The sequence below is a fragment of the Bradyrhizobium sp. CCGE-LA001 genome (assembly GCF_000296215.2).
In the GTDB taxonomy this organism is placed as follows: domain Bacteria; phylum Pseudomonadota; class Alphaproteobacteria; order Rhizobiales; family Xanthobacteraceae; genus Bradyrhizobium.
In genome coordinates, this window is sequence record NZ_CP013949.1 from 6,492,194 (window position 1) to 6,511,133 (window position 18,940).

Genomic DNA, 18,940 nt, shown 5'->3' on the forward strand with positions numbered 1-18,940 from the left:
AAATCGGCAACTTCTGGCCATGCTGCGCATACATCCGGCCGAGCTCCTTGGCTTGACGCAGGAGTTCCTCGCGGAAGAGGTCGCATTCCCACGGCAGCCCGCTGGGGTCCATGCGCAAATCGGAGGCCGAGGGCCGAACCAGTTGGCCTCTTTTTTGCGTGCCCCCAATCGCCGCTGATTCAAGAGAATGAGACGATCATCACTCTCGAGCACGATCGCCTACTCCAGATTTTTGGCTAGTCCTTCGATGCTACCATCCCTCTCTATCGCCGCGTCTCAACCCGCTTACCGCCGCACATATGCAAGTTAGAGCTTGTAAGACTAGATAAAGAGCAGCCATCCTAAGCCACCTGACGCGCGGCTGTACGATCACCCTATTGAAAGCAGATCGTTTTTGAAGCTGCACGATTATATGGGCGCGCCAAGCGCTTGGGGTCGAGGGTCTGTTTCATCGTGAGGCAAACTCGCGTTTGGCGAAGCTGTCGCTCTTACTATGAGTGCAAGATAGGTGGGCAACCGCGCAGCGAAAAGCCCGCAGGATAACCTGCAGTGCTTTCGTTTATCACAGACATCGAGTTCCGGAGTCAGATCTCATTTATGATTCTCGGCAACTTGGAAAAGACTTCTGCACTAGTTTCAGTGACCCGGAATGTTTCGCTAATGACATAGCCGAAATCTTCGTCGATCCAGTTTCCGAGCATCAGGTGGAACGTCATGTTCGGCTTCAAGACCGTCCGATCGCCTTCCTTGAGGCTAGCCGTCGGCTCTGTCCAATCGATTCCGATAGCGTAGCCGCACCGCGACTCTTTTACCAATCCATGCCTTTTCATCGTGGTATTAAAAGCCGTAGCGACATCGCCACAGACGGCACCGGGCTTGACAGCTGCGAGTGCGGCCTCCAAACCGGCCACCTCACCTTCATGGATCCGCCTTAACCGGTCTGACGGCTTGCCGATTGAGAATGTCCGCATCAGCGCCGAGGTATAGCCGTGACGTACACCGCCAAACTCGAGATTGATTTGGGAACCCTGCCGGAAGACGTCCTCGCTCCACCTGATATGTGCCGTGGACGAGCGCGGTGAGGCGCACAGGAAAAAGCCTGACAGGTCGGTACTGGGGTTGCCGTCGACGCCGCGCACCAGCGCCGCGATGATCTCTGCGGCCGCGTCGGCCTCTCTCACTCCCGGACGGATGACCTCTTTGGCTCGCGTCATGCCTGCATCAGCGTTCGCTGCAGCTTCCCGCATGAGCGCAATTTCGAGATCGGATTTAACCCCCCGAATCCAGTGTACTGCATTTGCAAAATCGACCACCTGGGCTGTGGGCATCCTGGCCTTGAATTTCTCGACTGTTTGAGCCGAGACGACCTTTGCCTCAAGTCCGACGCCCCCGCTACTGAGGCCTTTGTCATGCAAGAAGTCGATGATGGTATCAAAGCCGTCAACGTCTGGATTTGCGATGAGATCTTCCGCGTAGCCGATGACCCGACTGTTATCGATGAACATTTGATGCATCGCCGCTGGAGCATCCATGCGTCGTGTGAAGAAGGTCGGCTCTTCCTCGTTCAAGGAAATGACCAGGCCTTGCGGCACATATCCGGATTTGCTGGTGTAGCCCGAAAGATAGGTGATGTTGGCCGGACTTGTGATCATCAGCGCATCAATGTCGCGCCGCTCCATTTCTCTTTTAACCGCGGCGAGCCTTTGCAGATATTCGGTACGCGGAAACGCCTGGGGCGCCTTAACCATTGCCATGACTACAGCTCCTTGATGGATATTATCTTTCACATTCCTAGCGGAACAGCAGGACGATGAATCGCATCTTGTTCGCACTTCTGCCCCTTCTTCGATCTGTCGATTGGGAGAGCAGCAGACGCGAACTTGAGGCATGAAGTGCCTTCGCACCTTTTTTGCGGCAACCCGGCTGTGCTCGATGCTACCGAGCCAAACAGGCAACTGAAATACAAATGGTCAAAGTGTCCAGTGGGCAAATGCATGTTAGCATCTCTCCGCCTTATAGACGGCTCCTGTTGCGTAATCCAATAGCGCGCCAGTCACCACAATACATGTACACGGGTCGTCTCCCATCCGAGCTATAAGCTGAATACCGGCTCTAGAGGGAAGAGCCGGCCGTGGCAGAATTCTAAGAATCTTGGTGGTCCATCGCTTCCCATCAACAGGCTAAGCTCAGAGCAAGCCTCTGATAAATCCTGCCCCCCGATTGGCGATACGCACGCATTCGTATGACCCGCTAGCGCTTTTTCGTAGAATCCATCGTTGCCGCAATATTTCGCATGGACTTCGACCTTCATTCACTCGCGGCGTCCTCCGATAAAGCGCTGCTGCGTGTCCAGGGCGAAGAATGTCAGTTGCCAGGATAAAGAATGCTTTCCTCTAATGACGATTCGGTCTTACGGCGGGCACTTGCTGACTCTGGTGTGGAACCCGGACCGCAAGTAATCCGCGCTTATGAGATCGCCGATGCCCTTGCGAGTTCGTCCATTACTTCTTTGGTTGCCTGATATGCGAGCTCAACAATCTCATCAATCTCTGCTTCGGACACGACGAGAGGCGGAGCAAATCCAAGAATGTCTCCATGCGGCATCGCTCGTGCAATAAGCCCCCGATCACGAGCAGCTTTCGAGATGCGCGCGCCGACCCTCAGTTCGGGGTCAAACCGCCTTTTAGTCTGGCGATCGGAAACATACTCGATTGCGCCCAGCAAGCCCACGCCGCGAACTTCCCCAACGATTTCTAGTTGCGCAAAACGCTCTTTAAGTCGCTTCTGAAAGTGAGCGCCGACGTCCCTGGCGCGGTCGCTGAGTCGTTCCTGCTCGACGATATCGAGAACGGCATTAGCGGCCGCCGCCGCGATCGGATGGCCGGAATAGGTATACCCATGCGAGAATGCCCCGACGCGATCGGCCGCCTCCTCCACCACCTTGTAAACTTTTTCACCAACAATGGCTCCGGACAGCGGCATGTAGCCAGACGTCAGGCCTTTGGCAACTGTCACAAGATCTGGCTCGATCCCGTAGAGCGTGCTACCGAAATCAGCGCCGGTACGCCCGAACCCAGAAATTACCTCATCAGCGATCAACAGAACGTCGTATCGATTCAGAACGGTCTGAATCTCACGCCAATAGCCCGCCGGCGGGGGCGTAATACCACCTGTGCCTAGCACCGGCTCGGCAATGAAGGCGCCGACGGTTTCTGGCCCTTCCCGTACGATCAGCTCTTCGAGCTCGGTGGCACGCCGCCGCGAAAAGTCCTCTTCCGTCTCGCCCGGCTCAGCGCCCCAATAGTGATGCGGGGCGCCTGTGTGCAGAATGCCCGGAAAGGGAAGGTCCATGTGGTCGTGGTAGAACGACATGCCGGTCATCGAGCCGGAAACTACCGAGCAACCATGGTAGCCGCGCTCACGCGAGACAATCTTCTTCTTCTTAGGCTGACCGCGTAAGTTATTGTAGTACCAGACGAGCTTTGCTTGAGTTTCGTTGGCGTCCGATCCGGACAGACCGAAGAACACCTTGCTGGGCTTACCGGGGGCCATTCGCACCAGGCGATCCGAAAGTGTCGCCAGTTCTTCGGTCGTATGCGCCGCATATGTGTGGTAATATGCCAAATTGTAAGCTTGACGCGCGATGGCCTCAGCTACCTCGGTACGTCCGTAGCCGATGTTTACGCAATAAAGGCCGGCAAAGCCGTCAATATAAGTGCGGCCTTCGGCGTCCTTGATCCGAATGCCCTTCCCACCGGTAACGATCGTCGGATCACCGATTTTGCCCGTGGCGAAGTCCTTGAGCTGAGTGAAAGGATGCAGCACACTCAAGCGATCCCACTCAGAAATGGTTTTGATATCAATCATCTCGTTTTCTCCTAAGCCGCCAGATCGCCGAAGCAGACATATTTAAGTTCCATGTATTCCGCTAAACCGTGACGAGACCCTTCGCGGCCGAGCCCTGATTGCTTCCAGCCACCGAACGGAATCGGCGGACCAGTGAACGAGGCTGTATTTATACCAACCATGCCGCACTCAATTCGCTCGGAGAGTCGTAGCGCTCGACGCAAGCTGTCCGTATAAACGTACCCAGCGAGCCCCATTTCATTTTCGTTGGCTCGGGCGATGACCTCTTCTTCGGAATCGAAAGGCAGTACGGCGGCGACAGGCCCAAACGTTTCTTCGTGAGCTATGAGCATGTCCTCAGTAACTTCACTAAGCAGTGTTGGAGAAATGAAGTTAGGCCCTAAGCTTTCATCATGTCTCGCTGAGACAACTCGGGCTCCTTTCTTCGTCGCATCATCGATTTGGGACCTGCATTTTCTGGCGACCGACAACTTAGTCATTGGCCCAATGTCTGTTGTTGGCTCCAAACCATGCCCCACCTTGAGCTCAGCCATCGCCGCAGCAAATGCGCCAACAAAGGCGCTGTAGATGCTTCTTTGCACGTAGATGCGGTTAGCAGCCAAACAATCCTGGCCTGACGTGGCAAACTTTGCGGCCATCGCGCCCTTGACAGCTTTCTCTACATCGACGTCGTCAAATACCAGAAAGGGGGCATGGCCGCCTAATTCTAGTGACACCTTTTTGACGCTCTCGGCGGCTCCCTTGAGAAGCAGACGGCCAACCTCCGTAGAGCCCGTAAACGAAAGAGCCCGTATCCGCGTGTCGCCCAACAGCGGCGTCGAGAGCTCGATCGGATCCCCAACTAGCACTTGAAGTACGCCGGGCGGGAACCCAGCCTGTTCGGCCAACCTGGCAAGGGCGAGCGCAGACAGCGGCGTTTCGGGAGCAGGCTTCACAATCATTGGGCAACCGGCAGCAAGAGCGGCCCCCGCCTTTCGCGTGATCATGGCGATAGGAAAATTCCATGGCGTGATCGCCGCCGCGACACCCACCGGCTGCATTCGCACCTGAAGCAGACTTCCGAGCTTGTGGCTGGGGATCGTCTCCCCGTAGGCGCGCTCCCCCTCCGCCGCGAACCACTCCAGAAAGCCAGCGCCATACACTATTTCATGGCGCGCCTCAGCAAGCGGCTTGCCCTGCTCACTCGTCACCAGAATCGCGAGTTCGTCCGCGTGCTCCAGCATCAATGAAGCCCAAGACCTGAGAATCGCTCCTCGCCTCGCCGGCAACAATTCTCGCCAAGCCGGAAAGGACCGCTCAGCCGCGGCGATTGCCACCTGCATCTCTGCGGCGCCACAACGAGCAACATGCGCGATCTCCTCCCCCGTCGCGGGGTCGATCACAGGATCTCGCTGTCCGTCCGACATCCATTGGCCGTCGACAAACGCCTGCCCCGCCAGAAAATCGCGCCGCCGCAGATTTTGCAGATACCGAGTAGCAAGTCCGACCGGCTGCAGGCTTTTGTGCCGACTCGTTTGAAACGTCATTTGTAGGCCCCGCAGGGTCAATTGTTGAAATAGTCTATGCAATCAGGATACTGATAGCGCAGAGAGATTTACGTCGCATTTCCCCGCGACTCGGTGGATTTCCTGCGGCACCCACGCGCTTTGCGACGGAATGCACCTAAAGACTGGAGCACATCATGCAATACGACCGGATAGACGCCCGCATCCTCGAGATCGTGCAGAAGAATAACCGCCTGACGTCAGAAGTTATCGGCGAAATGGCCGGGCTTTCTGCTACGGCGTGTCAACGGCGGCTAAAGAGACTGCGCTCCGATGGGATAATCGAAGCCGATGTATCAATTGTTTCGGCTAAGGCGGTCGGAAGGCCTATTCAGATGCTTGTGCTGGTGAGTCTCGAGCGAGAGCGCTCAGACATCATCGACAAATTCAAGAAGGCCATCAGATCGTCAGCTGAGGTCGTCAATGGATTCTACGTGACCGGTGATGCTGATTTCGTTCTCTACATTACGGCGCGAACCATGGAGGATTATGAGCAGTTCACACGACGTTTCTTTTATGAGAACTCCGACATCAAGGGATTCAAAACCATGGTCATCATGGATCGCGTAAAGGCAGGGTTTGCCATTCCAATTGAGTCTCCGTCCGAGGAGTAACGCAAGAATTCCCTCTTTTCATTGCACCATCATGCGGTTTTTCATCGTTAATTCGCGTAAAAAGCCAGAAACCGTCAGCTCGACACTCTACTCTGCACAACGCTCTTTTGAGGGTTTCTCAACAGATGAGGTGCCGTTTGCAGCTCAATCACGCGAGCTACTCATCTACTCTGACGAGACGAATGCAAAGAACGAGGACTCGGCGGACATCCACCTGCCGTTCGGCCGACGAAATAGCTCATGTTGCTCTGGCGGACCGTGACAGCAAGGCCGACGTTCAGTTCTTAGCCCAATCGGCATTGACTTCGAAGCCGAGATTTCAGCGAACGGTTGAGACAGGCCACTTTTCACGACGGCGTTTCAACCCCCAACGACCGCGCTGCTACGCCACAGAAATTAACGAGCCAGTGGGCCCGCTCGTTGTTGACTCCTGGTCTAGTACTAGGACACAGGCGGTCTTGCCCGTCGCGTGGGCAAATTCACGTTCCAGGGCTGTCTCAAGGTGCGGACTGGTGCGCAAGGCCTTGGCGCTCCGGCTGCGGGAGTCAGGCGTCCCGCTTAGCCCGTTGCCAGCGACTAAGCTTTTTCCACAATAATCGCCGGGTCAACTCAAATCTCGGGGGTGACGCAGGAGCCGCGATGACCAATCCGTTTAAGCCCGAGACGTTCAACGCCGATGGCATCACCGCGCCACTGCGCCACTGCGCCTTTCGGCGCATCTGGCTGGCAAGCATATTTGCCAACGTTGGTGCCCTAATTCGGGGCGTTGGCGCGGCTTGGGCGATGACGCAGATGACGCCATCGGCCGACAAGGTCGCTCTGGTGCAGACCGCTTTGATGTTGCCGGTCATGCTGATCTCGATGCCAGCCGGCGCGATCGCCGACATGCACGACAGGCGTATCGTGGCGCTGATCTCGGTCGGTATCGCGTTTGCCGGCGCGGCCGCGCTGACAGCATTCGCTTGGCTCAGCCTGCTCACCCCGAACCTGTTGCTCGCGTCGTGCTTCGTGGTGGGCACCGGCATGGCGTTGATGGACCCAGCTTGGCAATCTTCGGTCAGTGAGCAAGTGCCATTTGAGACGCTTCCGGCGGCGGTGGCTCTGAACAGCATCAGTTACAATATTGCGCGAAGCGTGGGCCCAGCCGTCGGGGAATTGTGGTCGCAACAGCGGGCGCGGTTGCTTCCTTCGCGCTCAACGCGTTGCTTTATCTCCCGCTATTCGCGGCTGTCTTGCTATGGAAGCGAACGTCTGAACCAAGTCGTCTGCCCCCTGAGAGCCTTAGTCGCGCCATCGTTTCAGGCGTGCGCTATATCGTCAATTCTCCATCGATCAAGATCGTTCTTGTTCGCTCCATGATAACGGGAGTGATTGGTGGCGGGATCATCGCTCTTATGCCCCTTGTAGCTCGCGACCTACTGCATGGTGACGCACAGACATACGGCACTATGCTTAGCGCCTTTGGTCTGGGCGCGGTGATCGGCGCGCTCAATATAAGCGAAGTTCGGAAACGCATGAGCGGCGAGGCGGCAATCCGCGCTTGCGCGCTCTCGTTTGGCGGAGCGATTACTGCCGTAGCTCTGAGCGGCGAGTCGATAATGACGGCGGTCGCTCTGTTCCTTGCGGGCGCCGTGTGGATGTTAGCGTGGGCGCTGTTTAACATCGGCGTGCAGTTGTCGGCGCCGCGCTGGGTTGCCGGCCGATCGCTTGCGGCCTACCAGGCGGCTGGATCGGGAGGGATTGCCATTGGCAGCTGGGCGTGGGGCTATCTGGCGGATATCAGCGGTGTGCAAACAGCCCTCCTGATCTCGGCCGTTCTGATGCTGGCGTCACCGATCTTCGGAATCTGGCTCCGAATGCCCCGCATAAGTATTCGTGACCAAGACGCCGAGATGCTGGCCGACCCGGAAGTCCGGCTTGAGCTTTCTGAGCGCTGTGGGCCGCTTGTGATAGAAATTGAATATCGCGTGGCGCAGGAGAATGCGCGGGCCTTTCACAACGTCATGCAGGACGTGCAGCTGTACCGCCAGCGTAGCGGCGCATATGGCTGGTCTATTGCGCGGGATGTCGCCGAGCCCGAACTTTGGACTGAACGCTACCACTGTCCGACCTGGCTGGATTATCTGCGACAGCGCAACCGCTCCACGCAGTCAGAGCGCGCCCTTGATCGACAGGCGTCGACTTTCCACGTCGGCCCGGAGCCCATACGCGTCCGCCGCATGCTGGAGCGCCCGTTTGGGTCAGTGCACCGGAAGGAAGACGAGTCAGATCGCGCTGCAAAGGAAGTGGTGCAAGGTCAAGAGCTGATCGGAGTTGATCGACAAGCTTGACCGACAAGCTTGAGCATACGCAAGGGTCGCTCTGATCGGCGTATCCGCCCTTGTCAAAGGCTCAGCCTAAAAGCAGCAACATTGAGACTTTGGAGCCGGCTGCCGCACCACCGCCTCGCATAGTGAAGCTTGCCGGCTGGCCTGAGCAGGTCGACGAGCACAGCAGGAGCGATAGTCCCCAGATCGGCGTCTCTGAGAATGTCCGAGCGTGCGGGCTATCCTGTAAGCAAAACGGGACGAGCAAATATTCTTATTGGTGAATCCGGCTTCTGCCGGGTTACGATAGGCGGGCCCCCGAAGAGTGACCTCTCAAGTCAGGAAGCAAACGCACCCTGGGAAGCCTCGGTGATCAGGCAGCGGCCAGTGATCTTCCCCTGAAAAGCAAGACCGGTTTAAGGCGGCTTTTAGCTCCATCTCGATGATACATCCGATGGCTGTTCCAAAATCTCGATTTCACCAATTCACGTGCTGCCCAGGAAAACGCCGTCCATTTAGCAACATGGTAGTTCATCATTCAAAGGCCGCAATCCGTTGCAGGCTCGGCAGCCACCTCAAGTGGGAGGAACGCCCGCAAGCTAGAAGGGTGGATGAAAATGCCTTCCCTTTCAACAGGACGGACCGATTGATTTGCGGCGTCCTCGGCCTACGACGGCATTGCACTATGGTGAGCAAGCATGTTCGACATCAATGCCCGATTCTGAGCAGCGCGCAACGGGCTGCGCCACGTCGCGCTGCACCGGCTGACGAATGATCTACGCGCTCACTCTGATCGAGCAGAGTCCCGACATCGAACGCGGTATCGCGAATCATACAGGTAACCCCGATCACTTGCTCAACGTACCCGCCTAGATTATAAGCACGCTGCCGGACCCAACCAGACCATTTCGGGCGCTGGCTGAAATCATATAATGCAGGCGCGTCAATATGTCTCGATCTCTATCGTTCGTGCCACGACGCATCTATGACGACTACATTGCAAGTTTGCTCGAAACAATTATCCGCCCGACCGACGCACGTCATAACTCGATCATGTAAGCTACTTGCGTCGATATGAGCGGGCCCTCAGCCTGCATGTCGGCCAAGCTGGATGATGGCCGATCGCTCGTGGCCAGATCGTCGTTCTCGCAAGACATAATACGGGGAGCCAATCTCCCGACCTCGTGCGGATCCTTGGACTCCGCGGTCGACCGCTTCCATCGAACACTGATCCTGAGCAGGGGTTTACCATTGGTTGGCTGCGTCCTGTCGTTCTTTCGGACGGCCATCGCGGGGCCGATCGTCCCGATGTCGCGGCGCAGCCTTCTCGCAAAACCCCAACGCCCTGGCATGAGCTCCGCCCGGGCATCGAAACACCGCTTTCTGAGCACGCGCGCCTACTGGGACGTGCATGGTCACCGGACGGCTCCCGGAAGTCCAAGCGCGCATCACCCGGGCGCTGGGTCAGCTCACCATGATGGGCAAAGTTGATCATTATCGAATCTAACAAGACCGAGCCAGAGTCACCGATCGCCGGTCGGCTGGGCTACGCCAATCTTGCGACATACAAGTCGCACCGGCATCACAAAAGATCGCTTCCCAATCCAATGTGTAGTCTGCTCGGCGGTGGGCTGGCCCGCGTCGATCCGCTCTTTGAGCGATCACACTATGCGATCAGCAGCCGCCACGGCGCGGCTTCGCGCTTCCTGTTCGGGGCGGGCTGGGAGATCATCGACACCCTGAATTCGCGAGCAATCTGCGGCACTCGCGGCCCTCCTCGACGACATTGCAGGCGAGTATCGGCCCAAATTGCATCATGGATGCGTCTTACTTCTTACGTTCCCCAGAATGAAATACGGGCAAGCTTCTCCACCGATCGACCATACTGCGGCTACTCAAAACTCATTCGGCTTACGAGGACAGCCTAAAAATGCCTTCTGCTTGAGGTCCATAGGGTAAAGCAAAATCATTGCTACCTATGATCTTGTTTGGTGACCGCAGCACCTTCCCAGTTGGTGCGACTGCGAAGGAGGCGGACGCCCCCTTTGCTCGACAAATCGAAGGGTCACACGCATCGAATCTAGCTCGCCCAGGAACGATGAAATCGTTCGTGCGTTCCGATCGGATTCCCACTATCAGCTCTTCTATGAGGAGGCGCTCGGGTAGGCGGCCGCGCGGCTAGGCCATTTGCCCTAGGTGACGGCGCCTTAGATGCCGGCCGGCCATCGAGCAAGACCAGTCGAAGCCAAAAACTGGCGCTAGGAAAACGCTGACAAACTACTGACTGCCCGCTTGACGCGCGGCGCCGCAGCGAACGCGGGCAACTGGTCAGCACGACTGTAGTCGAAAAAGGGCGTTGCGAGGTCGAACGAGCGTGTCCGACCCCACCTTCATTTTCGGATCGGTCGCAAGGATCTGGCGCAGTTCCTACACCGACTCGGAATTGGCACAGCGGCCGAAATCCCTGGCCTGCCCGACCGCACCGTTGATCACCTCATAGGAGCCGCCCGGCCGCCAGTTCAGCTTGCGCGTAATGAGATCGACGGCGGCACTGGTCAGGGCGCCAGAGCGTGTTGCTCGAGGGATCGCCGAATCCGAGGCTGCCGAATCCGGATAAGGATCAAAGCCACGCACGGAAGCATCGAAGCGGCGGTCAGCTTGCCATTCTTGCGGTGGATTCGCCGACACGGACGGCCCGCGGGCCTACGGCTCACCGCCTGGTCGATGCCCGTCAGCGTGGCGACCTTGTCGGCCACCCGCGTGGCCACCTCCTTGTCCGCACTGCCGTCGGTCAAGAACTCGCCGCGCGCGTAAGCTTCGACGTCGGCGAGATCGGCCCGTTTCACAGGTCACTTGGCTTCGCTTGCGGTTGCGACTTAGCTCGGCAGCGTTGCGACGTATTCACAAAGGCTCGTGCCGCCGAGTTTGCGGTAGTCAAACACCTGTGCAATCATGATCAGGCCTTGACGCCGACGCCTCTTGCAGTTGCATTGGCGACCACCTTTAGCCGCCGAATACCACCATAGCTTCCACCGGCGACATACTTTGGCGACAACAGCCTGTCGTGCTTCTCGAGCTAGCGGCGGATCACCACGGCGAGTGTACTGACATCGCCGCGCACGGAAAAAAACTGCTTGGGCACATCCTCGCCGGGCGACGAAGCGTCTATAGCGAGTCCCGACCGGCTCGATAAAGACGAGGTCGGTAAAATCGGAGCCAGGTCTCAGCATTGGGCTTCACCTCCGGAGAGGTCGAGTCTGTGACTTCGTCGGCATTGATCGGCAGCCGCCGGCGCGTGGGCGCTGCCGTTGAGCTGATCGGAGGTGTATGCGATGTCGGCCTGCGGCTCGCCCTTGTCGTCGAACAGGCGGATGGAGCCTGCGGTCGTCGCGAAAGCGAGTGCCGCCCGGGCAGGTCGAGCGTTTGCCTGGTGGTGGAGTCCGGGCGGAAGGCGATGCTGATCGGCCGCTGAGGGCGTGCCGAGACCGTCCTTCTGGTCGGCCAGCGTCGTGGCCTCCGGCCGCGATGGAGGATTGTCGGCACAAGCGCTCCCCATCACGCCACAGGCAAACAGGGCCACGCGAGAGATGTGCGGCGCAACGCGGTCCAATCGAAGTGCCTCGAGTCCGTGCCGGCATTTTCATCCCTGCCACACTTGGCGCGCATGAGGTGTGTCTCCCAAAACGGTCCGACGCACTTAGCTGACGAGGAACACCAAACCTACCAAGTCCGGCTCACGGCTATCGAGCAGCGCCATTCAGGGGGCGGTGCTGCTTGCAGAAGACAATCACTTGCCGACGAGCAAATGGATGACTTACGAGCGTCTTGCGCGCACGCGCATAGAGCGCTTTCCAGTTCGGTGAACGCAATGCCTGCGCGACCGAGTTGCCCCAGCAGTTCGAGTGTAGGGTGTTTGAGCATTTCAGTCCCTCCAATGGTAATATCTGGGATCCCGGGTGTTCGTGTGGAAGATCGGCATTTTCTCCGGGGCTTTGCGCACCGGGATCTTGTCGAGCCTCTTCTCGAAGATCGATTTGACCGAGGGATAGTTGCCCGCCTGGATCTCCAGCGCGCGCCGCCCAGGCGCTCGGCGCCCGAGCGCTTCTCCAATCCGATGATGTCGAGGAGGAACGGCAGCCCTGCTCGGGATGCGGTCGATCCTCGATGATCTTCTCGACCAGCAGCGACAGCATCGGCCGGATTCGCGCAACTTCTTCCCGGATTTTCAACGGCGTCTATTCACTGCAGCTCCGGTGGCTCGACGGCATATGTTCAGGGATCGTCGTATGCCGCCGTTGCCGCTTCCGCGCATGTGGGTGGCGACGCGTTCGCCATCAAGGAAAACGTCGAAAGTGCGTGCGGTAGTGCAGCCTCCGCCTCGCGGCGGACGAAGCGGCCCGGCATCGAGTACTGGTCATACTCGATCGCAATGTGATAATGGAGCCCGACTCGGCCACGCTTCCACTCAGCATGGATCCACCGTCGACAGGCAGCGGCTTGAGATCCGGTGTCGATCTTTTCGAATGCTGCCTTCACATTCTGCTGTACTGGCGAAGCACCCGTGTGTCGTTCGCACTCGGGGACCGCAGCGTTCACCTCGGCCAAGCTATAGAAGATACGATTACGCAGGCGGCCTAGAACCCAGCTCGATATCGCCGACACTTCGCTTTATCCCGCGGATTCCCGGCCCGGCCGGGAGCACCGCAGTGCTAATAGCGCCTGTCGGTACAGCTGCGGTTGACCGGATCGACGCGCACAACGGCGCCTTCGCGATTGTCGGCGGTGTGGCCAATCTTCTGGTTTCTAACAACGCGAAGGTCGCAATGTCAATTGTCGGCGAACTGCTCGGTCCACGTCGCGCAGGCGAATGACCAGCTCGATCCGCCGAGCCCGGGCGCGAATAGATGCATGCGCCTCACCGGTCCGGCGGTCAACTACACGGGCACCCTGTCGCCGGCGTAATCGATAAAACATTCTCTCAATGCCGGGGTGGTTCTGCCGCATCATCAGAAGCAGACGGCCTTCCCAGCGCCGAAACAGGTCACACCAACGACTGAGGGATAGCCATCCGGGTTCGCGCTGATATGCTCTCCCACACAACCAGCAGCGTTATATGTTTGCGCTTCAGCTCGCGAGCCAGGCTTCACCCTAGGTAAGCGGTACAAGCACGCTTCCAGGTCGACGTCGCTGATCTCCACAGGGACTAGCCCCGGAGCATGCAAACCTTCATCATGTCCCGGCCCCGTAGTCGCCCCGGCCCGGCAGGCTCGCCGGTCCCGCGCGTCGATCGCCCTGCTTACAGACTCAGGCGCAATATTTCGCGCACGCGGCGCATCGTCCCCCTCCTCGGCCTCCCTTCCTGCGGTCGATATCCGACTGGAAAATGCTCCATGATCAGGCTCTACCAAGTCCACAGTGCGGGCGATCGCTTCGGAATCCTGCGTAAACAATTTGTCGGAATGCCGCGCGCCATCACATATACCACGCGCGACCAGATGGGAACGGTGCGCGCGATCGTCTCGGCATCGGCAGTTTGCCCCGGCGCAGGTACCACAAGGGGCGATCGGCGTCCCGCCGAGCCCGACTGGGCGGCAGTACACCGCGAGTTCATGCGAGAAGTTGTGACACTGTCGACCCGAGGCAGGAATATATCGCGGCCGAACCTGACGGTTGCCGGTAAGGTATTGCTAGGTCTACCTTGCCCGGAAGGTCGCTTCTCGGTCAGGATGCGCCGGATCCAGTGCTCGGTCGGCTGCGCGACCACGTCTTCCACAGTCTCACTGATGTCAGCGCTGCAATCGGCGATTTGATCAGTAGCTTAGAGCCTTTACTTAATTGAATCGGAGGGGATTCCGGTTTTTGGCGGATTGTGATTCAAGATGCTGACTGGATTGGAGGCCAGCATCGCATGACCCGACCTCTTTCCCTGGATCTTCGATAGCGTGTGGCGGCGTCGGTTTTGGCGGGCGAGAGCTGCCGGTCTGTGGCAGGACGGTTTGGTGTTGTGGTCTCGTCGGTTGTGAAGTGGTCACAGCGGCAGCGGGCGACCGGCTCGGTTGTGCCTGGCAAAATGGGCGGTCACCGCAAGCCTATGCTTGATCCGCACCGCGCCTTCATCGTCGAGCGGATCACTCAGACGCCGCATCTGACGTTCCATGGCCTGAAGGCGGAACTGGCAGCCCATGGGGTCAAGGTCTCACACAACGCGGTCTGGCTGTTCCTGCGCCGGGAAGGGCTGCGGTTCAAAAAAAACAGCGTTCGCCCTCGAACAGGTTCGCGCCGACGTCTCTCGTAAGCGCCGGCGTTGGCGATCCTGGCAGGCCGGACTTGATCCGGGCCGGCTCGTCTTCATCGATGAGACCTGGATCAAGACCAACATGATCCCTTTACGGGGCTGCGGACCCAAAGGGGCATGCCTGCGCGGCTCGCCCCGCACGGTCACTGGCGTACCCTCACATTCCTCGGCGCACTCCGCCATGACCAACTCACGGCACCTTGCGTCTTCGACGGCCCGATCAACGGCGAATGCTTCCGCGCTTACGTGAAGCATCTTCTCCTGCCAACCCTGCGCGAAGGCGATATCGTCATTCTCGACAATCTCGGAGGCCACAAGTCGAGAGCTGTCGGGCAGATGATCCAGGCTGCTGGCGCCAGGCTCTGGTACCTGCCGCCATACTCGCCCGACCTCAACCTGATCGAACAGGCCTTCTCCAAGATCAAACACTGGATGCGGCAAGCTCAGAAGCGCACCATCGAGGACACTTGGCGCCACATCGGTCACCTCGTCCACGACATCCAGCCTCGCGAATGCGCCAACTACTTCGCCAACGTCGGTTATGCTTCAGTCAAAATGTGAAACGCTTTAGGAGGAGCGGCCGGTCCGGCGGCTCGGCGTGACATGCCCGCAGCTGTTTGAGGAGATCGATCGGCCAGGCCTGGCGCGCTTCCCGAAGCCACGTGAAGACAAAGGGCTCGGTTTTCACGCGATGTGTGGTTGGGGTGGCGCGGAGTACGACACTTTGCTGACGCTTTGATCGCCATTTTGGTTCCGCCGTATTTATCTGGCGCTAGCTGCACGCCATGCGCCGGGGCCGGTCTTGTACCGGACCGAGAAAGGCAGGTTGCCCGGCTACGAGAGCAGCGGGAGGCGACTCATCTTAATGTCAAGCGGACTGATACCTCATCTCTTTCTGCTGGTTCAATCAGTATCCTCGCCTCACATCGACAACGTTGCGCAGCGGCTTCTTCTCGAGAAATCGCTGCAAGTTATCGCCGAACATCTCGAATAAGCGCAAGGTGTAGCCGGTCGGGTTACCGGCAATATGGGGAGTAAGGATGACGTTAGGCATCGCCCAGAGTGCGCTGTCGGCTGGAAGTGGTTCTCGTTCAAATACGTCGAGGAGGGCTCCGGCGATGGTGCCCGCCCGGAGTGCGTCAATGAGCTCGCTTTCGGCAACCACTGAGCCGCGAGCGATGTTGATCAAGAAAGCGGTGCGCCGCATCAGCCGAAGCTGCTTGCAGCCGATGAGCTTCCTTGTTTCCGGAATGTTGGGAACGGCAAGGACAACGAAATCGGAGAGCTCCAGGAGTTCGGCGAGGCGATCTGGCGGAAAGAGCCTGTCGACATCTACGATTGGCGCGCCCACATCGCGTTTCGATCCGAGGACCGTCATTCCGGCGCTTTTCCCGCGACGGACGATGGCACTACCAATCGAGCCGAGCCCAACCACGCCGAGCGTCCGCTCCGCGAGTGGTGAGACCTCTCGTGGATGCCATTCCTTGCGAGATTGTTCCCGCATGAGCCGCGGGAAGTCCCAATGCATCATAGTCATGCCTGCCATTACGAAATCGGCGATTAGTTCGCCATGCATACCCCGAGCATTGGTAACGATGAGGTCTCCGATACAGTCGCGGATCGGCAGGATCGAATCGATGCCCGCGTTGCTGCACTGAAACCAACGCAGTCGACGCGCCTTGTCGAAAACTTCGACGGGAAAACGAGGGGCGAGAAGAACATCGGCCATTGCCACATGGTGATTGAGGGTAGCCGCGTCCTTGGCGCTCAACACGCGCAAACCCGGGAAGCGCTTACCGATCAGCGCCACGTACTCATCGGGCGAGGGATGGTTGACGAGCACGGTGATGGTATCGTCAGCCGCCGATGTGGAGGATGTCATAAGCAGCTTATCCTAACCCTTGGTACTTGAGCGAATCGGCTGGTGATATGGCGGTTTAGCCCTTCGGCAGCCCAGGCGGGGCAACAGCGATGATGTTCGCCGCTTCGGCGCTGGAAGGATCACACTTTGCAGCACATTCATTTGGCTCGGGCAGGCCTCATTGGCAACTCCTAGAACAACAATCCGCGCTCGCGGTGGCTCCTCATGCCTAGCAAACAGCATACCAGGATCGTACGGCGGCCTGATTCACAAAAGAAGCACGCGCCCCCGCCGCGGCCCTATGAAACGATGGCCGGTGGTCGGCTTTGCAACATCAGAGGTCTTCAAGAGGACATAGCAGCACGAACTCTACATGTCAGCGTTGGATCGGAACGCTTTGCGCCAACTAGGAAGGAGAGCCATAGAAGCTTGCGCGCCGTAACGTGCGTCTCCGCCTCGCGCATCAATTTACGATCGTGCACGATGCCGACGAGATCAGCCGTACCGCCGCTTCGGGGTGGATCCCAGGCCGGCCGTCATTCGCCCAGCAGCAATCCGTAACCTCTTCAATAGCCAAAACAGGTCGAGCACACGATTCAGCTCCAGTCCAAACTGTCCAAGTTCAACGCCTTTATGGATAAAGCCGAGCCCAACGTGCTCGCCGGGCGTCTGCACTCGACCATTCCGATCGAGCGCCTCAACAGCGAGACCAAGGAGGCGAACCGAAGTCGTCGGCATCTTCCCCCAATGAAGATGCCATCGCTCGTATCCTCGGTGCAATCCTGCTCAAGCAGAACGATGGAATGGGTCGTCCAGCGCGCCCGCTACATGACACTAGAAACCATCGCTCCTTGAACGATGATCCCCTCTCGGCCTAAGCGGTGGCAGGCTGATGCCTTCCGACCTGCCGGAGCATCGGCGTGACCTGCCCAGCCATACCACGCAACGGGAGCACGATCTTAGCGGGTCGCCCGCTGGTCAACATCGCATTCGCTGATTTTCCGGTTATCGCCTGCGTGAGCAGCTACCGCGCCATTCAAGCCTGACGCGTATCTGCCAGCGCTGGGGCGAACAGCTGTTCCGTGAGATTTTCAAGCGAACAGTCGATGCCTGCCTGCAGGCCAACATTGCGACAGCTAAGGTGGTCCACATCGATGCGTCGCTGATCCGTGTCAACGTGAGTTGGCATGGGTTGGTTGTACTGAACGAACATCAAGGCGAGGATGAAAGCAAGGTTGAGAACAAGGGACGCAGAGCGGTAAGTACAAGACGGTCTGCACGACCGATTCCGGTGCAAGGATGGCCACGAACGCCCGAAACCCGCGGGCTCGAGCCGTCCTACAAGCAGACACATGGCCGTCGATGACAAGGTCGGCATTATTTTGGTCACAACCGGATAAAGGACGAAGGTGAGATGATTAAGTTATGAGGTTGAAGCGATTACAGCAATCGACATCAAAACGGTCACCGCCGATGCCGGCTATGCTTACGCCAAGTCTATCGACCTCGAATTGCCCCGGCATAGATGTCCGAGCTAAATCCGTATCAATCGAGAGTCGCGTACCCCTCCGGACGCTTCCGGTACGACGCCAAGCACGACATCCTGAAGTGCCCGCGAGGACTTATCTTGCCCGCGCGACCAATCACGGCCATTTCTTTCAATCGATGCGAAGGATCGTGCCCGGTGTCCGCTCGAGGGTGATTGCCTGTCGATGGGGCGAGCAAATAAACCAGTTGTTGGGGTAACGTGCACTGCTCCGTCCGCCGCCGTCGCGACCGACGGAGCTGACAGAATCGAGGCTCTTCAGCGCCATCGCTGGTGTTGAGAAGGCTTCCATGGCGATGCCAAGGCCTTACATAGATTGCGCGCACCATACGGCGTGGTCTGCCGAACATGAAGATTCAGGCCTATCTGGCGGCCGCCGCCATCAAGATCAAGCGGCTGGCAGCCGCTCTAGTTGCGCTTTTTTTGGGCTCGACGGCCTGCGCCACAAAGAGTCGCAGTCAGCGATGCGAGTGAATGGGCCTGTTGCTGCATCCGGCAACTCCATCAACCACTTGTGCACGGCCCCGGCGTCACTTCATGCGCACTGCGCTGGCGCATGCCAGCAAGAGCGGCCGCACGTCGTCTCCGCCTTCGTTGCCACCACGTTCGTGCAAGACGATGCCGACGCCGCACAGTCGCAGTGGCACAAGGTAGCTGATCAGTTCCGTCGCAAACTGTCCGAGCTGGCCGCCTTTATGGATGAAGCCGGGCCCAACGTGCTCGCCTAAACGAGCTTCCCGGCTCAGCACGGCGCCAAGCGGCACTCGACCATTCCGATTAGCGCCTCATCGGTGAGATCAAGGGCGGACCGAAGCGCACGCTCCCTTGACGAGGGATGCCGCCCAAATCCATCACCAAACGAGCGCGGCAGAACTCGAAATGCCCGGCAGGACCGAATCCCAATCAG

The 18,940-nt window shown here is 58.5% G+C and carries 8 protein-coding genes and 4 pseudogenes; 6 read left to right on the top strand and 6 right to left on the bottom strand.

Translation table 11 applies throughout. The features are described from left to right. Window positions 1–584: 584 nt before the first annotated feature. The 3 genes from BCCGELA001_RS29855 to BCCGELA001_RS29865 all read right to left on the bottom strand — a co-directional run bounded on the left by BCCGELA001_RS29855 (window position 585) and on the right by BCCGELA001_RS29865 (window position 5,393). The gene (locus tag BCCGELA001_RS29855; protein WP_008545068.1) at window positions 585–1,754 is read right to left on the bottom strand and encodes a M24 family metallopeptidase; all 1,170 of its coding nucleotides are present in this window, start codon (window positions 1,752–1,754) and stop codon (window positions 585–587) included. Between the two features lie 712 nt (window positions 1,755–2,466). Beyond that, the gene (locus BCCGELA001_RS29860; protein WP_060736946.1) at window positions 2,467–3,867 is read right to left on the bottom strand and encodes an aminotransferase; all 1,401 of its coding nucleotides are present in this window, start codon (window positions 3,865–3,867) and stop codon (window positions 2,467–2,469) included. An 11-nt stretch (window positions 3,868–3,878) separates the two neighbouring features. Next, window positions 3,879–5,393, bottom strand: a complete 1,515-nt coding sequence (locus tag BCCGELA001_RS29865) for an NAD-dependent succinate-semialdehyde dehydrogenase (protein ID WP_008545070.1) — start codon at window positions 5,391–5,393, stop codon at window positions 3,879–3,881. Between the two features lie 155 nt (window positions 5,394–5,548). Here BCCGELA001_RS29865 and BCCGELA001_RS29870 point away from each other — a divergent pair, with 155 nt between their 5' ends. Both BCCGELA001_RS29870 and BCCGELA001_RS29875 read left to right on the top strand, forming a co-directional pair. Then, entirely contained in the window at window positions 5,549–6,025 is a 477-nt protein-coding gene (locus BCCGELA001_RS29870; RefSeq protein WP_008545071.1) for an Lrp/AsnC family transcriptional regulator, read from the top strand. Between the two features lie 639 nt (window positions 6,026–6,664). After that, window positions 6,665–8,355 (top strand): annotated as a pseudogene (locus BCCGELA001_RS29875) (MFS transporter). Window positions 8,356–10,758: 2,403 nt separating this feature from the next. On the opposite strand, the gene BCCGELA001_RS37535 reads toward BCCGELA001_RS29875, so the two are convergent. Further along, window positions 10,759–11,019 (bottom strand): hypothetical protein, encoded by a 261-nt coding sequence (locus tag BCCGELA001_RS37535; protein ID WP_144441558.1) that lies wholly within the window; start codon window positions 11,017–11,019, stop codon window positions 10,759–10,761. 535 nt (window positions 11,020–11,554) lie between these two features. After that, complete coding sequence (locus BCCGELA001_RS29890) at window positions 11,555–11,941, bottom strand: hypothetical protein (protein ID WP_060736949.1); 387 nt, start codon at window positions 11,939–11,941, stop codon at window positions 11,555–11,557. 1,780 nt (window positions 11,942–13,721) lie between these two features. Between BCCGELA001_RS29890 and BCCGELA001_RS37540 the strand changes: the two genes are divergently transcribed. Together BCCGELA001_RS37540 and BCCGELA001_RS36395 are read left to right on the top strand one after the other, a co-directional pair. Beyond that, window positions 13,722–14,141 (top strand): hypothetical protein, encoded by a 420-nt coding sequence (locus BCCGELA001_RS37540; protein WP_144441559.1) that lies wholly within the window; start codon window positions 13,722–13,724, stop codon window positions 14,139–14,141. A gap of 134 nt (window positions 14,142–14,275) precedes the next feature. Further along, window positions 14,276–15,187, top strand: a pseudogene (locus BCCGELA001_RS36395) (IS630 family transposase). A 346-nt stretch (window positions 15,188–15,533) separates the two neighbouring features. Here the strand turns inward: BCCGELA001_RS36395 and BCCGELA001_RS29905 are convergent. Next, window positions 15,534–16,508, bottom strand: coding sequence for a D-2-hydroxyacid dehydrogenase (locus BCCGELA001_RS29905; RefSeq protein ID WP_060736950.1), 975 nt, complete (start codon window positions 16,506–16,508; stop codon window positions 15,534–15,536). A 576-nt stretch (window positions 16,509–17,084) separates the two neighbouring features. Here BCCGELA001_RS29905 and BCCGELA001_RS36400 point away from each other — a divergent pair. Together BCCGELA001_RS36400 and BCCGELA001_RS29915 are read left to right on the top strand one after the other, a co-directional pair. Beyond that, a pseudogene (locus tag BCCGELA001_RS36400) lies at window positions 17,085–17,365 on the top strand (transposase); the annotation flags it as partial. 1,184 nt (window positions 17,366–18,549) lie between these two features. After that, a pseudogene (locus BCCGELA001_RS29915) lies at window positions 18,550–18,835 on the top strand (transposase); the annotation flags it as partial. Window positions 18,836–18,940: the final 105 nt, after the last annotated feature.

What these genes read in the sequence shown, in the direction of transcription:
- BCCGELA001_RS29855 (WP_008545068.1), bottom strand. Translation starts at nt 1,754, where the DNA reads ATGGCAATGGTTAAGGCGCCCCAGGCGTTTCCGCGTACCGAATATCTG.
- BCCGELA001_RS29860 (WP_060736946.1), bottom strand. Translation starts at nt 3,867, where the DNA reads ATGATTGATATCAAAACCATTTCTGAGTGGGATCGCTTGAGTGTGCTG.
- BCCGELA001_RS29865 (WP_008545070.1), bottom strand. Translation starts at nt 5,393, where the DNA reads ATGACGTTTCAAACGAGTCGGCACAAAAGCCTGCAGCCGGTCGGACTT.
- BCCGELA001_RS29870 (WP_008545071.1), top strand. Translation starts at nt 5,549, where the DNA reads ATGCAATACGACCGGATAGACGCCCGCATCCTCGAGATCGTGCAGAAG.
- BCCGELA001_RS37540 (WP_144441559.1), top strand. Translation starts at nt 13,722, where the DNA reads ATGATCAGGCTCTACCAAGTCCACAGTGCGGGCGATCGCTTCGGAATC.
- BCCGELA001_RS29905 (WP_060736950.1), bottom strand. Translation starts at nt 16,508, where the DNA reads ATGACATCCTCCACATCGGCGGCTGACGATACCATCACCGTGCTCGTC.